At 52.6% G+C, this 16,585-nt stretch carries 12 protein-coding genes; 6 read left to right on the forward strand and 6 right to left on the reverse strand.

The annotated features are described in order from the left end of the window. Nucleotides 1-25: 25 nt before the first annotated feature. The 3 genes from B880_RS0111790 to aroP form a co-directional block, all read right to left on the reverse strand. Nucleotides 26-1,303: an acid phosphatase gene (locus tag B880_RS0111790; protein ID WP_017347617.1), complete on the reverse strand. Its 1,278-nt coding sequence runs from the start codon at nt 1,301-1,303 to the stop codon at nt 26-28. Between the two features lie 164 nt (nt 1,304-1,467). Then, the gene (locus B880_RS0111795; RefSeq protein ID WP_017347618.1) at nt 1,468-1,653 is read right to left on the reverse strand and encodes a tautomerase family protein; all 186 of its coding nucleotides are present in this window, start codon (nt 1,651-1,653) and stop codon (nt 1,468-1,470) included. Nucleotides 1,654-1,897: 244 nt separating this feature from the next. Then, a complete protein-coding gene (gene aroP, locus B880_RS0111800) occupies nt 1,898-3,253 on the reverse strand; it encodes an aromatic amino acid transporter AroP (RefSeq protein ID WP_017347619.1) in 1,356 nt (451 codons plus the stop codon). 521 nt (nt 3,254-3,774) lie between these two features. Here aroP and pdhR point away from each other — a divergent pair. From pdhR to lpdA, 4 genes are all read left to right on the forward strand, one after another. Next, nucleotides 3,775-4,539: a pyruvate dehydrogenase complex transcriptional repressor PdhR gene (gene pdhR / locus B880_RS0111805; protein ID WP_017347620.1), complete on the forward strand. Its 765-nt coding sequence runs from the start codon at nt 3,775-3,777 to the stop codon at nt 4,537-4,539. Nucleotides 4,540-4,642: 103 nt separating this feature from the next. Beyond that, nucleotides 4,643-7,309 carry a pyruvate dehydrogenase (acetyl-transferring), homodimeric type gene (aceE, locus tag B880_RS0111810; protein ID WP_017347621.1) on the forward strand — a complete coding sequence of 889 codons (2,667 nt, stop codon included), beginning with the start codon at nt 4,643-4,645 and terminating at the stop codon, nt 7,307-7,309. Between the two features lie 14 nt (nt 7,310-7,323). After that, the gene (gene aceF / locus B880_RS0111815; RefSeq protein WP_017347622.1) at nt 7,324-8,940 is read left to right on the forward strand and encodes a pyruvate dehydrogenase complex dihydrolipoyllysine-residue acetyltransferase; all 1,617 of its coding nucleotides are present in this window, start codon (nt 7,324-7,326) and stop codon (nt 8,938-8,940) included. A 204-nt stretch (nt 8,941-9,144) separates the two neighbouring features. Next, nucleotides 9,145-10,569, forward strand: a complete 1,425-nt coding sequence (gene lpdA, locus B880_RS0111820; RefSeq protein ID WP_017347623.1) for a dihydrolipoyl dehydrogenase — start codon at nt 9,145-9,147, stop codon at nt 10,567-10,569. 127 nt (nt 10,570-10,696) lie between these two features. Here lpdA and B880_RS26070 read toward each other — a convergent pair whose 3' ends face one another. From B880_RS26070 to B880_RS0111830, 3 genes are all read right to left on the reverse strand, one after another. Next, entirely contained in the window at nt 10,697-10,960 is a 264-nt protein-coding gene (locus B880_RS26070; protein ID WP_071524398.1) for a Txe/YoeB family addiction module toxin, read from the reverse strand. Then, nucleotides 10,957-11,202, reverse strand: coding sequence for a type II toxin-antitoxin system Phd/YefM family antitoxin (locus tag B880_RS0111825; protein ID WP_017347624.1), 246 nt, complete (start codon nt 11,200-11,202; stop codon nt 10,957-10,959). Before B880_RS0111825 ends, B880_RS26070 begins: the two co-directional genes overlap by 4 nt. 369 nt (nt 11,203-11,571) lie before the next feature. Further along, a complete protein-coding gene (locus B880_RS0111830) occupies nt 11,572-12,480 on the reverse strand; it encodes a LysR family transcriptional regulator (RefSeq protein WP_017347625.1) in 909 nt (302 codons plus the stop codon). 98 nt (nt 12,481-12,578) lie between these two features. On the opposite strand from B880_RS0111830, the gene B880_RS0111835 reads away from it, so the two are divergent. Further along, a complete protein-coding gene (locus B880_RS0111835; RefSeq protein ID WP_017347626.1) occupies nt 12,579-13,577 on the forward strand; it encodes an aldo/keto reductase in 999 nt (332 codons plus the stop codon). A 242-nt stretch (nt 13,578-13,819) separates the two neighbouring features. Then, on the forward strand, nt 13,820-16,417 hold the full coding sequence (gene acnB / locus B880_RS0111840; RefSeq protein WP_017347627.1) for a bifunctional aconitate hydratase 2/2-methylisocitrate dehydratase: 2,598 nt from the start codon (nt 13,820-13,822) through the stop codon (nt 16,415-16,417). Nucleotides 16,418-16,585: the final 168 nt, after the last annotated feature.

A 16,585-nucleotide genomic window follows, 5' to 3' on the forward strand; every position in this document is an offset into this window, starting at 1 on the left:
CGCGGACGGAACAACCTAGCCGGTATTAATGATGCCCTTTAGCCTGAGCGTATGCCGCTGGCAGATTCAGACGCTGCCAGAAAGCCTGATCCGGCGTTGAACCAGAAAGCGGGTAGCCAGCCGGGGCCGCCGTTTGTACCATCAGTGCGCGACGCTGTGCCGCCGAGAGGTTCGGCAGGGCAAATTCCAGCAGCACTTCCGCACCCTGCGGCACTTTCACTTTGGTATTGGCGACTTTTTGCTGTGGCAGGCCATAGCTCATGGTGTAACGGTAGAAGGTTTTCATCTCTGGTGAGCGATACGGATCGGCTGCGCGATCGTTCTGTGCGCACTGGGCCAGTGATGCGCCACACTCTTTTTCCAGCGCAGCACGCAGTTGGTCACGGGCTTCAATAAACAGCGCGCGGTATTTAGGATCGTTGAGGTAGTGCGCCACGTTACGCTGGGTCAGCATACGTGAGCCCATGATATCCAACGGATAGTGCACGCCCAACACGATGCGTGAATAGCCGTAGCGTGCGCCGCGTTCAACAATGGCATCAAAGCGTTCCGGAATCATTTCCGCTAATAACAGCGCGTCGGTGTAACCGGTATTGGTGTGGCCGCTCGGGAACGAGCCACCATCGGAACCGTAAGGTTTGCCATCTTTCAGGATCACTTCATCTGGCACCAGGTGAATGCTGTTACCTTTGATCAGGAACGGACGCAGGTAGTTGAAGTGTTTTTTGGCCGCGCTAGTGCTGACTTCAGAGGCTTTTAACAGCGCAGCAGCTTTGCTCAGCTCGCCTTTGTCGTAGGCGGTAATAAACGCCTTACCGAGACGAGGGCCGAGGGAGTCGGCGAGGAAATAGAGGTAGCTGATACCATCAGCGTCCGCGACCGCCTGGTTACGCGCACCCTGTGTTGCATTCAGGTTGATGGCGGTAACGGTTTTCAGGCTTTCATCTAATACGCTTTGCGGTAATGCGCTAAAGCCTGACAGCAGCTCAATCCCCGCCTGCTGATTGGCTTTGGTCTGGAAGTCATAGCCGCTGGCTTTCAACCAGGCGTAGTCGGCCTGGGTTTTGCTCTGCTTTGCCTTATCAACCTGTTCCTGGGTTAACTTGCTGCTGTCGCCCTGTAATGCGCTGCGCAGCGCTGCTACGGCTTGCGCATCCAGTGCCTGATAAGCCTGAGAGGCGTTAGCCGGGGAAGTGGTGGTCGCGACAGCTTCCGCCTGCATCAGTGAAGGTTGCTGATCTTTAGCATAGCTGTGCTGCGCCAGTAGAAGTGCCACTGCCGTTAACGCGAAGCGAACTTTCATTTATTTTTCCTTGCAATCAATAAATTAAGTAGTTTTTTTCCACGCTAGCACTCGGCTGTGACATTTTTATTACGGTTACAAATAGAAAGCATTGTCTGGAAAAATGCATTGACCTCCTTCTCTAGAGTGATTTTCACCGGCCATCACTGACCGGTGAAAATCAATTAACGCTCGTCAAACGGTACGCCGCCGCGTGATTTATGCTTTTTGGGGGTTTCTTGAATAGAGACGATCACGCTCTCTTTATCGACGCCAAAGCTTTCAACAACCGCTTCGGTGATTTTCTTCAATAACGTTCTCTTCTGCGCATCGCTACGGCCTTCTGCGGCAAAGACTACGACTTCTGGCATGATGATTCCTCGTGATTAACAGCAGTACTGTCGTCCTCAGACGGTAGAGGTTGACCTTAACCCAGCATCGGCAAGGCGTCAGTGCCTATTTGTAACCTTTAACCCGCCAGTGGCTGTGGTGTGCGCTGGATATTAACAGAGGGAATGGTCGGCGGAGTGAATTTGAATCGCTTAGCTTTTGCCGCCAGCAGATAAAGAGGAGGGGAAAGAAAACCCGCCAACATAGGGCTGGCGGGTTAGGCGGTTAGGCCTTCTGGCTACGCGACTTAATAAAGAAGCCAACGGCCAGAATCAGCAGCCACACTGGGATCAGGTAAACCGAAATCGCCATGCCAGGCGTCATCAGCATGATCACCAACACAGCCACCATGAACAGCAGGCAGACCCAGTTTCCTAATGGATAGAAGAACGCCGGGAAGCGGGTGGTGACACCTTGCTGATTTTTCGCTTTACGGAACTTCATGTGCGCCAGGCTGATCATCGCCCAGTTGATCACCAGAGCAGAGACCACCAGCGCCATCAGCAGGCCAAAAGCTTCGCCTGGCATCAGGTAGTTGATCACAACACACAGCGCAGTGGCACAGGCTGAGACGAAAATCGTGTTAACCGGCACGCCGTTGCTATTCACTTTCAGCAGCGCTTTTGGCGCGTTACCCTGCTCAGCCAGGCCGAACAGCATACGGCTGTTGCAGTATACGCAGCTGTTGTAGACCGACAGTGCCGCCGTCAGGATAACCACGTTCAGTGCATTGGCTACCAGGCCATCACCCAGTTCGTGGAAAATCAGAACGAACGGGCTGGTTTCCGCGGTGACTTTGGTCCACGGCATCAGCGACAGCAGAACCGCCAGCGAGCCCACATAGAAGATCAGAATACGCCAGATAACCTGGTTGGTTGCTTTCGGGATGCTCTGCTCTGGGTTATCCGCCTCTGCTGCGGTAATCCCCACCAGCTCCAGTCCACCAAACGAGAACATAATGATGGCCAGCATCATCACCAGCCCGGAGAAGCCGTGTGGCATAAAGCCGCCTTGCTCCCACAGGTTGCGCACGGTTGCCTGTGGGCCGCCGTGGCCGCTGAACAGCAACCAGCCACCAAACAAGATCATACCAATCACGGCCACAACTTTAATAATGGCGAACCAAAACTCCATTTCGCCGAACATTTTAACGTTGGTCAGGTTTATAGCATTTATCACTACAAAGAAGATGGCGGCGGAAGCCCAGGTCGGGAAGTCGGGATACCAGAACTGAATGTATTTCCCTACGGCGGTGAGTTCAGCCATCGCGACCAATACGTACAGCACCCAGTAGTTCCAGCCTGAAGCAAAACCGGCAAAGTTGCCCCAGTATTTGTAGGCAAAGTGACTGAAGCTGCCAGCAACGGGCTCTTCAACCACCATTTCACCTAACTGACGCATAATCAGAAAGGCAATAAAACCGGCAATGGCGTAACCGAGAATCACTGCCGGACCCGCAGCTTTGATTACCGATGCGCTACCAAGGAAAAGGCCGGTGCCAACCGCACCCCCTAATGCGATTAGCTGAATGTGACGATTTTTCAGCCCTCGGTGTAGCGTTTCGCCCTGTTGTTGTTCCATAAAAAACCTCGTGACGTTGTTTCTCTTCATTATCAGCGCAGGGCACTGTCAGGAAGGGGTTGCTATAACTTGTTGTTTTTTTTAGGGTTAAAGGTCACTGTGTGTAAGCAGATGTAACCCTGGCGTCCAGAATAGTAGTAAGTCCGATTCATTGCATCCGCTTTCGCTTTTTGTGCTAAGAGTTGCCTGAAAAAACATCATTTTACACACTCTGTTCGCGCGGCCATTTCTGCCACAGATTTCACTCAATGACGAATAGCATATTCTTATGAGCAATCAGACACGTAGCGCACTAAATATGCGATTACGCTACATAAAACCAATCAAAATTAACAAAAATTTATCATGTCATTTTCATCTGAAATTACGGTGATTTAGCGTGATCCCGCGCGCATTTGCCGCTGGAGTGTGACCGCCGTCATATAGACACAAGGTGAATACTTTGTTACTTTACCGCCACCTAAAGATAATTGGTATTACCAATTTACTCCGGACGAAGCAGCGACCTTATGGAAGGGAAGATGGCCTACAGTAAGATTCGCCAACCTAAGCTCTCCGATGCTATCGAGCAGCAGCTGGAAGCCCTGATCATGGAAGGGACGCTGCGCCCAGGGGAGAAACTCCTTCCCGAGCGCGAGCTGGCTAAACAGTTTGATGTTTCTCGTCCTTCACTGCGCGAAGCCATTCAGGGACTGGAAGCTAAAGGTCTGCTGTTGCGCCGCCAGGGTGGCGGCACCTTCGTACAAGAAAACCTGTGGCAAAGCCTGAGTGACCCGTTGGTCAGCCTACTGGCCGAACACCCCGAATCCCAGTTTGACCTGCTTGAAATGCGCCATGCCCTTGAAGGCGTGGCGGCTTACTATGCGGCGTTACGCGGGACGGACGAGGACATTCAGCGTATTCGCGATTGCCACATCCTCATTCAGACAGCGCAGGACAGCGGCGATCTCGATGCCGAATCGAACGCGGTAATGCAGTATCAGATCGCTGTCACGGAAGCCGCCCATAATGTGGTGTTGCTTCATCTGTTGCGCTCAATGGGGCCGATGTTACAACAGAACGTTCGTCAGAATTTTGAATTGCTCTACTCGCGCCGGGAGATGCTGGCAAAAGTGAGCGAGCACCGCGCCAGTATTTTCGCGGCGATTGTGGCGCGTGAGCCGGAACAGGCTCGTGAAGCATCACACCGTCACCTGGCGTTCATTGAGGAGATATTGCTGGACAGAAGTCGGGAGCAGAGTCGTCGTGAACGCTCTCTACGCCGGTTACAGCAACGTAAGGATTAACGCGCGACAAAGAGCGTGCGGACTATAGCGACGGGCCTGTCCCCTTACTCTTTACAGGTTCCCGAATATTCAACGTATTAGACACAGATAAGGAATTAACCCCATGTCAGAACGTTTACACAATGACGTGGATCCGATCGAAACTCGTGACTGGCTACAGGCGATCGAATCGGTCATCCGTGAAGAAGGTGTTGAGCGTGCGCAGTATCTGCTTGATCAGGTGCTGGATGCTGCCCGTAAAGGTGGCGTGAAAGTGGCGGCGGGATCGTCAGCCATCAGTAACTACATCAACTCCATTGCCGTTGAAGATGAGCCGGAATATCCGGGTAACCACTCTCTGGAACGTCGCATCCGCTCAGCGATCCGCTGGAACGCGATTATGTCGGTGCTGCGTGCGTCGAAAAAAGATCTGGAGCTGGGTGGTCACCTCTCGTCCTTCCAGTCTTCTGCCACTATCTATGAAGTGTGCTTTAACCACTTCTTCCGCGCGCGTAGCGAGCAGGATGGCGGCGATCTGGTTTACTTCCAGGGTCACATTTCACCGGGCATCTACTCACGTGCGTTCCTGGAAGGCCGTCTGACCGAAGATCAGATGAACAACTTCCGTCAGGAAGTACACGGCAACGGTCTCTCTTCTTACCCGCACCCGAAACTGATGCCAGAATTCTGGCAGTTCCCGACCGTATCCATGGGTCTGGGTCCATTGAATGCTATCTATCAGGCGAAGTTCCTGAAGTACCTGGAACACCGTGGCCTGAAAAATACCGCTAACCAGACCGTTTATGCCTTCCTGGGCGATGGCGAGATGGATGAGCCAGAATCTAAAGGTGCGATCACCATCGCCACCCGTGAAAAACTGGATAATCTGGTGTTCATCATCAACTGCAACCTGCAGCGTCTGGATGGCCCGGTCACCGGCAACGGCAAAATCATCAACGAGCTGGAAGGCATCTTTGCCGGTGCTGGCTGGAACGTGATCAAAGTTATCTGGGGCGCACGTTGGGATGAACTGCTGAAGCAGGACACCAGCGGTAAGCTGATCCAGCTGATGAACGAAACCGTTGATGGCGACTACCAGACCTTCAAATCCCGTGATGGCGCGTATGTGCGTGAGCACTTCTTCGGTAAATACCCGGAGACCGCAGCACTGGTGAAAGACTGGTCAGACGAAGAGATCTTCGCCCTGAACCGTGGTGGTCACGATCCGAAGAAAATCTACGCAGCACTGAAAAAAGCGCAGGATACCAAAGGTCAGCCGACCCTGATCCTGGCACATACCATCAAAGGTTATGGTATGGGTGACACTGCGGAAGGTAAAAACATCGCTCACCAGGTGAAGAAGATGAACATGGATGGCGTTCGCTACATCCGCGATCGCTTCAATGTGCCAGTGACTGATGAAAATATCGAAAGCCTGCCGTATGTGACTTTCGAGAAAGGCTCAGAAGAGTACAACTACCTGCACGGTCAGCGTGAGAAGCTGGGTGGCTATCTGCCAACCCGTCAGCCGAACTTCACTGAAAAGCTGGAAATGCCAACGCTGGAAGAGTTCAAGCCACTGCTGGAAGAGCAGAGCAAAGAGATCTCAACCACTATCGCGTTTGTACGTGCCCTGAACGTTATGCTGAAGAACAAGTCGATCAAAGATCGTCTGGTGCCAATCCTTGCGGATGAAGCGCGTACCTTCGGTATGGAAGGTCTGTTCCGTCAGATCGGTATCTACAGCCCGAACGGCCAGCAGTACACCCCGCAGGACCGTGAGCAGGTTGCTTACTACAAAGAAGACGAGAAAGGTCAGATTCTGCAGGAAGGGATCAACGAACTGGGCGCAGGTTCATCCTGGCTGGCCGCGGCGACCTCTTACAGCACCAACAACCTGCCGATGATTCCGTTCTACATCTATTACTCGATGTTCGGTTTCCAGCGTATCGGCGATCTGATGTGGCTGGCGGGCGACCAACAGGCGCGCGGCTTCCTGGTCGGTGGTACTTCGGGTCGTACGACGCTGAACGGCGAAGGCTTGCAGCATGAAGATGGCCACAGCCACATTCAGTCACTGACGATTCCTAACTGTATCTCTTACGATCCTTCATACGCATATGAAGTCGCGGTGATCATGCAGGATGGTCTGGTGCGTATGTACGGCGAAGCGCAAGAGAACATCTACTACTACATCACCACGCTGAACGAAAACTACCACATGCCAGCAATGCCAGAAGGCGTTGAAGAGGGTATCCGTAAGGGTATCTATAAGCTGGAAACTGTGGCGGGTAACAAAGGCAAAGTTCAGCTGTTGGGTTCAGGTTCTATTCTGCGTCACGTGCGTGAAGCGGCACAGATCCTGGCTAACGACTACGGCATCGGTTCTGACGTCTACAGCGTAACCTCGTTCACCGAACTGGCGCGTGATGGCCAGGATTGTGAGCGTTGGAACATGCTGCACCCAACCGAAACCCCACGCGTACCGTACATTGCCCAGGTGATGAGCGAAGCGCCAGCGGTAGCCTCTACCGACTACATGAAGTTGTTTGCTGAGCAGGTGCGTAGCTTTGTTCCAGCCAGCGACTACCGCGTACTGGGTACTGATGGCTTCGGTCGTTCTGACAGCCGTGAAAACCTGCGTCACCACTTCGAAGTGGACGCGTCCTACGTTGTGGTTGCAGCGCTGGGTGAATTGGCTAAGCGTGGCGAAATCGATAAGAAAGTGGTGGCGGATGCGATCACCAAATTCAACATCGATGCCGATAAAGTTAACCCGCGTCTGGCATAAGAGGTAAAAGAGTAATGGCTATCGAAATTAAAGTGCCGGATATCGGGTCCGATGAAGTTGAAGTGACCGAGATTCTGGTCAAGGTTGGCGACACCGTTGAAGTTGAACAGTCGCTGATCACCGTTGAAGGCGATAAAGCCTCAATGGAAGTACCTTCACCGCAGGCCGGTGTCGTGAAAGAGATCAAAATCAATACTGGCGATAAAGTGGAAACTGGCTCGCTGATCATGATCTTCGAAGCGGAAGGCGCAGCAGCAGCTCCAGCTCCTGCGGCAGCACCAGCACCAGCGGAAGAGAAAGCCGCTGCACCGGCATCAGCACCTGCTGCAGCGGTGAGCAAAGAAGTTAACGTACCTGACATCGGTGGTGATGAAGTTGAAGTCACCGAGATCCTGGTGAAAGTAGGCGATAAAGTCGCTGAAGAGCAGTCGCTGATCACCGTTGAAGGCGATAAAGCCTCAATGGAAGTGCCAGCACCGTTCGCAGGTACCGTTAAAGAGATCAAAATCAACACCGGCGACAAAGTCAGCACCGGTTCTCTGATCATGGTCTTCGAAGCAGAAGGCGCAGCACCTGCTGCTGCCGCACCAGCCGCAGCGCCTGCACCTAAAGCAGAAGCTGCGCCAGCACCTGTTGAGCAGAAAGCCGCGGCACCAGCCCCTGCTGCTGCACCAGCAGCCGCAGGCAAAGATGAGTTCGCGGAAAACAGCGCTTACGTGCATGCTACGCCGGTTATCCGTCGTCTGGCGCGTGAGTTCGGTGTGAACCTGGCGAAAGTGAAAGGTTCAGGCCGTAAAGGTCGCATCGTGAAAGAAGACGTACAGGCGTACGTAAAAGATGCGGTTAAGCGTGCTGAAAGCGCACCCGCTGCTGCTGGCGGCGGTATTCCGGGCATGCTGCCTTGGCCGAAAGTGGACTTCAGCAAGTTTGGCGAAATCGAAGAAGTGGAGCTGGGCCGCATCCAGAAAATCTCTGGTGCTAACCTGAGCCGTAACTGGGTAATGATCCCGCACGTTACGCATTTCGATAAAACCGATATCACCGATCTGGAAGCGTTCCGCAAACTGCAAAACGCCGAAGCGGAAAAACGTAAGCTGGATGTGAAGTTCACGCCTGTCGTGTTCATCATGAAAGCCGTTGCCGCTGCGCTGGAGCAGATGCCGCGCTTCAACAGCTCCCTGTCTGAAGATGGCCAGAAGCTGACGCTGAAGAAATACATCAACATTGGTGTTGCGGTAGATACCCCGAACGGTCTGGTTGTTCCGGTCTTCAAAGACGTGAACAAGAAAGGCATCACTGAACTGTCACGTGAGCTGATGGCGATTTCGAAGAAAGCGCGTGATGGCAAGCTGACTGCCGGTGATATGCAGGGTGGTTGCTTCACCATCTCCAGCCTGGGTGGCCTGGGAACCACGCACTTCGCGCCGATTGTTAACGCGCCAGAAGTGGCGATCCTCGGTGTCTCCAAGTCTGCGATGGAGCCAGTGTGGAACGGTAAAGAGTTTGCACCACGTCTGATGATGCCAATCTCACTCTCCTTCGACCACCGCGTGATCGACGGAGCTGATGGTGCACGCTTTATCACCATCATTAACAACCTGCTGGCAGATATTCGCCGTCTGGTGATGTAAGACAATCCGGGCCGGCAAATGCCGGCCTTCTTGTTGGCATTGATGGCACCGTGGTTTGCAGTTTTTTAACAATTCTGTAAACTCTTGCGGTGAAAATGTCCCGGTGGATGAAGGGCATGAAGAGCCTATTCCATTAGGCCTGGTGATAGCCTAATGGGATAGGCTCTACGTCTGACCCGCCGGTAATACAATAATGAGGTCATGATGAGTACAGAGATTAAAACTCAAGTCGTGGTATTGGGAGCAGGCCCTGCAGGTTACTCTGCTGCCTTCCGTTGCGCTGACTTAGGTCTGGAAACCATTATCGTTGAACGTTACAGCACCCTGGGTGGTGTCTGCCTTAACGTTGGCTGTATCCCGTCAAAAGCGCTGCTTCACGTTGCGAAAGTGATTGAAGAAGCCAAAGCGTTGGAAGAGCACGGCATCGTCTTCGGCCAGCCTTCTACCGACATCAACAAGATCCGTTCGTGGAAAGAGAAAGTCATCAACCAGCTGACCGGCGGTCTGGCAGGTATGGCTAAAGGCCGTAAAGTGCAGGTAGTGAACGGTCTCGGTAAATTTACCGGTGCTAACACCCTGGTGGTTGAAGGCGAAGGCGGTACTACTACCATCAACTTCGAAAACGCCATCATCGCTGCGGGCTCACGTCCAATCGAACTGCCATTCATTCCTCATCATGATCCACGCGTGTGGGATTCCACCGATGCGCTGGAGCTGAAAGAAGTTCCTGAACGTCTGCTGGTTATGGGCGGCGGTATCATCGGTCTGGAAATGGGCACCGTTTACCACGCGCTGGGTTCAAAAATTGATGTGGTCGAGATGTTCGACCAGGTTATCCCGGCGGCGGATAAAGATGTGGTGAAAGTGTTCACCAAGCGCATCAGCAAGAAGTTCAACCTGCTGCTGGAAACCAAAGTCACCCAGGTAGAAGCCAAAGAAGACGGCATCTACGTGACGATGGAAGGCAAAAAAGCGCCAACCGAAGCACAGCGTTATGACGCAGTCCTGGTGGCAATTGGTCGCGTACCAAACGGCAAAAACCTCGATGCAGGCAAAGCCGGTGTGGAAGTGGACGATCGTGGCTTTATCCGTGTGGATAAACAACTGCGTACCAACGTACCGCACATCTACGCTATCGGTGACATCGTTGGTCAGCCAATGCTGGCGCACAAAGGCGTGCATGAAGGCCACGTAGCGGCAGAAGTGATTTCTGGTCTGAAGCACTACTTCGACCCGAAAGTGATCCCTTCTATCGCCTATACCGAGCCAGAAGTTGCCTGGGTTGGCCTGACCGAGAAAGAAGCGAAAGAGAAGGGCATCAGCTACGAAGTTTCCACCTTCCCGTGGGCTGCTTCTGGTCGTGCAATCGCTTCTGACTGTGCAGACGGTATGACCAAACTGATCTTCGACAAAGAGACTCACCGTGTTATCGGTGGTGCGATTGTCGGCACCAACGGCGGCGAGCTGCTGGGTGAGATCGGTCTGGCTATCGAGATGGGCTGTGATGCAGAAGACATCGCCTTGACCATCCACGCACACCCAACGCTGCACGAGTCAATCGGTCTGGCAGCAGAAGTGTTCGAAGGTAGCATCACCGACTTGCCAAATGCCAAGGCGAAGAAGAAGTAATTTCTCTTCGTAATCATCTTATTAGAAGATGATTAGGCATAAAAAAACAGCAGTCATTTATGGCTGCTGTTTTTTATTTTTCATTCAACATGTAAAGAGGCAACTGTTAATAGTAAAAAATTTCAGATTAAATTTCGTAATGGAATCGGCAGGCGATGACCGTCAGTTCACCCTCGTTGACGCTATAAACTAATCGATGCTCTCTGTTTATTCTTCGTGAATAAAGTGCAGGGTTTTTGAAGTGCCTTAGCCGCTCTGGTTTTCCAATTCCCTCAAAAGGATTTTCCTGACAAGCTTTAATCAGTTCTCTTATCCTTTCTATTAATTTAGGATCATTATCTTTCCAGTAATTAAAGTCTGCGGCCGCTCTTTTAGTAAAGCGAATTTTCAAACGTCAATTTCCACAATATCGCCGTTATCTAACTCATCTAACGAAGCATTGAGATGAGCAGCGTTAGCAGGGTTACTGAAAAGGTACAGGGTTTCAATCATTGCGTCATACTCCGCGGCATCGATCATAATCACATCCGGTGCATCACGACGAACAATGCGGACAGGCTCAGCATCGTCTGAGACTCGCTGCATTGTTTCGGCAAAGTGTTTCCGGGCATCGGTGAATGTTAAGACCTGCATGGTGTACTACCCCTGATTTAAGACAGTGTATAAACAATATACACATGTACCAGTTTAAGTACAAGTTTTGTGCGCAGGCCGGTTTAATTGCTCTTCGTACAGGAGCCGAATTTGTCTCCTTGATTTATGGCAAGCACAAAGCTACTCTTTTCACCGTGTCTAATGAATAGGGTAGCCCAACGCCTGCATTGTTATAATGCTTGATGAGTACTACCGGCTATTCGTTTCAACGGCTAGGTTGAGACGAAATAGCCTCAAGCGGCGGGTTATATTCTACTTAAAATAGTGCCTCTGGCACTATTTTTTTTGCTTTTATTTTATGGTCTTTTATTTAGGTGTTTATTTAAGGTGATTAATTAAATTGATATTCTAATTTTTAGAATTGTTGTGCGCCTTTAACCAGTCAATAAAACAGCGTAGCGGCGTAGAGATATAACGGCGGCTGGGATAATAGAGCCAGAAGCCTTCTGCGTAATGCGTATATTCACCCAGTAATTCAACCAAACGGCCATCAGCCAGTGCTGGCGCTGCGCTATCTTCATGCACAAAAGCAATGCCCACACCGGCCAGTGCAGCTTCAACAATGCGTTCATTGTTGTCCAGCGTCAGCGAACCGCGCACGGCGACTTCCTGCTTATGTCCTTCCTGCCAGAACTCCCAGCGATAGCGGCGGCCGCTGGGAAAGCGGCGCTCGATGCAGGGGAAACGCAGCAGATCTTCCGGTTGCAGTGGCACGCCGTGGCGCGCAATAAACGCCGGGCTGGCAACGGCCTGCGCACGCACCTCCGGGCCAAAGGGGACCGCAACCATATCCTGAGCCAGCACGTCGCCGTAGCGCACGCCCGCATCAAAACCCGCATCAACGATATCCAGCAGGGCATCATTGCTGTCGATTTCAACGCTGATTTCCGGGTAGTGCAGCACAAACGGCAGAATCAGACGCGAGAAAAACAGCGCTTCAGCAGAGCGCGGCATACTGAGTTTCAGGGTGCCACGGGGTGAGTCACGCCAGTTGTTTAACTCATCTACCGCCTGCGACAGATCCAGCAGCGCGGGCTGAATGCGCAGCAGAAAACGTTCCCCGGCTTCCGTTAATGAGACCGTCCGTGTGGTGCGATTCAGCAAGCGGACGCCAAGGCGCTGCTCAAAATGGCGCATCGCGTGGCTGAGGGAGGAGGGCGTGAGATTGCGCTCCTCAGCCGCTTTACGAAAGCTGCGGTGCAGGGCAATCGCAGTAAACATCTCCAGCTCTTGCAGTGTGGCGCGGTATTGGCTCATTAGTGAATTTTACTCAGTAAATAGGCGAATTAACGCCAATTGTTGCCGTGATTGTTGAGGTTTATAACATTAACATCAACTGAGATGAGGATGAAATAATGCAACAACGTCAACTGGGTAATCAGGGATTACAGGTCTCGGCGCTGGGTTTGGGCTGCATGGGAATGACCTTTGCCTACGGCAAAAATGATGAACAGCAGGCGCTGAACACGCTGGCCAGGGCGTTTGAACTGGGCGTTGATTTCCTCGATACGGCGGAAGTTTACGGCCCGTTTACTAATGAAGCACTGCTGGCAAAGGCGATTCAAGGACGAGGCGACAAAATTAAAATTGCCACCAAATTTGGCTTTCGTATTACTGAGCACGGTGAGGGGTGGGAACGGATTACCGGCGTCAACAGCGATCCGGCACATATCCGCCAATCGGTAGAAGCATCCCTTAAACGCCTCGGAGTAGAAACCATTGAACTGCTGTACCAGCACCGCCTCGATCCTGCCGTGCCCATTGAAGATGTGGTCGGCGTGATGAGTGATCTGGTGCGTGAAGGAAAAGTACGCTATCTCGGACTTTCAGAAATTTCTTCCCATACGCTACGTCGTGCCCATCAGGTGCATCCGATTTCAGCGCTACAGAGCGAATATTCGTTGTGGAGCCGCGATCCTGAACAGGACATTCTCGCCACCTGTCGCGAACTCAACGTCGGTTTTGTGCCTTACAGTCCGCTGGGGCGCGGCTTCCTGACCGGGAAATTCCCGGCAGCAGAAATGCTGGCTGAAGATGACTTCCGCCGCTATCTACCGCGTTTTCAACAGCAGGCGCAGGAGCATAACCAGAAGTTAGTGACTGAGCTAAATAGCATGGCACAAAGTTATGACGCCACCGCAGCTCAGCTTGCGCTGGCGTGGGTTCTGGCGAAGGGAAATGACATCGTGCCTATTCCGGGAGCCAGTAAAATCAACCACCTGGAAGACAACTGTGGTGCAGTCAAACTGGCGCTGAACCCTGCTGATGTCGCAAAACTCGACCGCTTGTTTAACCCACAAAAAATTTATGGAGAACGCTACACCGAAGCCGAATTTTCTCTGGTTGATAAATAAACAATACTGCGTAATAACCACGCAAAGCAGGCCGATTATGGTCTGCTTTTTTGTTATATGGCATCCGTTCAGCGTAATCCACTGTCAGCAAAGGAGATGTTGCTTTTTTGTAAACAGATTAACAAACAGGCGGAATCCTGCTATGCTGGCCAACGCGGAACCGGGCACCTTACCCTACTTCATGGAATGCTTTGTCATCGGGGTGCACCGGAAACCCATACAATGAGAGCGAGGAGAACGTCGTGCTAGAAGAATACCGTAAGCACGTTGCTGAGCGTGCTACCCAGGGGATCGTACCTAAGCCGTTAGATGCTTCCCAGATGGCCGCGCTGGTAGAACTGCTAAAAAGCCCACCCGAGGGCGAAGAAGAATTTCTGACCGATCTGTTGGTCAACCGTGTACCACCAGGTGTTGATGAAGCTGCTTATGTAAAAGCTGGATTCCTTGCCGCTGTCGCCAAAGGCGAAGCGACCTCTCCTCTGGTCACCCGTGAAAAAGCCGTTGAACTGCTGGGCACCATGCAGGGCGGTTATAACATCCATGCGCTGATCGAGGCGCTCGACGAAGAAGCGCTGGCACCGATTGCCGCTGAAGCGCTGTCTCACACGCTGCTGATGTTCGACAACTTCTATGATGTTGAAGAGAAAGCCAAAGCAGGCAACCCTCACGCGAAAAAAATCATCCAGTCATGGGCGGATGCTGAGTGGTTCCTGAAGCGTCCGAAACTGGCAGAAAAAATCACCACCACCGTGTTCAAAGTGACCGGCGAAACCAACACCGATGACCTTTCACCGGCACCGGATGCATGGTCACGCCCGGATATTCCACTGCACGCGCTGGCTATGCTGAAGAACGCCCGTGAAGGTATCGAGCCTGATGAGCCAGGCGTGATTGGCCCAATCAAACAGATCGAAGCGCTGCAGCAGAAAGGCTTCCCACTGACTTACGTGGGCGACGTTGTGGGTACGGGTTCTTCCCGTAAATCTGCGACTAACTCCGTATTGTGGTTCATGGGGGATGACATCCCTTACGTGCCTAACAAGAAAGGTGGCGGCCTGTGCCTCGGCGGTAAAATCGCACCTATCTTCTTCAACACCATGGAAGATGCTGGCGCACTGCCGATCGAAGTGGACGTTGACCGTCTGAACATGGGCGATGTGATTGACGTTTACCCGTACAAGGGTGAAGTGCGTAATCACGAAACCGACGAGCTGCTGGCAACCTTCGAGCTGAAAACCGAAGTGCTGCTGGATGAAGTCCGTGCCGGTGGCCGTATTCCACTGATCATTGGTCGTGGCCTGACCACCAAAGCACGTGAGTCTCTGGGTCTGCCGCACAGCGATGTGTTTGTGAAAGCCAAAGACGTTGCAGAAAGCACCCGTGGTTACTCACTGGCGCAGAAAATGGTTGGCCGTGCCTGTGGCGTTGAAGGTATCCGTCCGGGTGCCTACTGTGAACCTAAAATGACCTCTGTAGGTTCTCAGGACACCACCGGTCCAATGACCCGTGATGAACTGAAAGACCTGGCGTGCCTGGGCTTCTCATCCGATTTAGTCATGCAGTCATTCTGTCATACCGCAGCCTATCCTAAGCCGGTTGACGTGACCACGCACCACACCCTGCCTGACTTCATTATGAACCGTGGCGGTGTCTCACTGCGTCCGGGTGACGGCGTTATCCACAGCTGGCTGAACCGTATGCTGCTGCCAGATACCGTGGGTACCGGCGGCGATTCACACACCCGTTTCCCAATCGGTATCTCCTTCCCGGCAGGTTCTGGTCTGGTGGCATTTGCTGCTGCGACCGGCGTGATGCCACTGGATATGCCTGAGTCAGTGCTGGTGCGCTTCAAAGGCGAAATGCAGCCGGGCATTACCCTGCGCGATCTGGTGCATGCGATCCCGCTGTACGCTATCAAAGCAGGCCTGCTGACCGTTGAGAAAAAAGGGAAGAAAAACATCTTCTCTGGCCGCGTACTGGAAATCGAAGGTCTGCCGAAGCTGAAAGTGGAGCAGGCGTTTGAGCTGACGGATGCATCTGCTGAACGTTCTGCGGCAGGCTGTACCATCAAGCTGGATAAAGAGCCGATCATTGAGTACCTGAACTCAAACATCGTACTGCTGAAGTGGATGATCTCTGAAGGTTACGGCGATCGTCGTACGCTGGAGCGCCGCGTTGAAGGTATGCAGAAATGGCTGGCCGATCCGCAACTGCTGGAAGGCGATGCGGATGCAGAGTACGCCGCGGTGATCGATATCGATCTGGCGGAGATCAAAGAGCCAATTCTGTGTGCACCAAACGATCCAGACGATGCGCGCTGGCTGTCTGACGTGCAGGGTGAAACCATTGATGAAGTGTTCATCGGTTCCTGCATGACCAACATCGGTCACTTCCGTGCAGCAGGTAAACTGCTGGATGCGCACAAAGGCCAGTTGCCAACGCGTCTGTGGGTGGCACCGCCAACCAAGATGGACGCAGCACAGCTGACGGAAGAGGGCTATTACAGCGTCTTCGGTAAGAGTGGTGCGCGTATTGAGATCCCTGGCTGTTCACTGTGCATGGGTAACCAGGCGCGCGTGAAAGATGGCGCAACGGTCGTTTCTACCTCAACGCGTAACTTCCCGAACCGCCTGGGTACGGGCGCTAACGTGTTCCTGGCTTCAGCCGAGCTGGCTGCCGTGGCCTCACTGTTAGGCAAACTGCCAACGCCGGAAGAGTATCAGCAGTATATGGTTCAGGTGGATAAAACCGCTGATGACACCTATCGCTATCTCAACTTCGATCAGCTGAATCAGTACACTGATAAAGCAGATGGTGTGATTTTCCAGACCGCAGTCTGAGTCTGAATTCCGCCGAATAAGCCACCTTCGGGTGGCTTTTTTTTGCCTGAAAATCAGCGTGAAAACTTTATTCTGCGCGCCTCTAAACTCATGACGACTGTTGCCCACTTATAGCCTGAAAATCTCAAGCCGGGTCGTGCTGTTCACTGCGGTGGGCAGGAGGCCTGA

Source organism: Pantoea sp. A4 (genome assembly GCF_000295955.2).
GTDB classification, from domain to species: Bacteria; Pseudomonadota; Gammaproteobacteria; order Enterobacterales; family Enterobacteriaceae; genus Pantoea; species Pantoea multigeneris.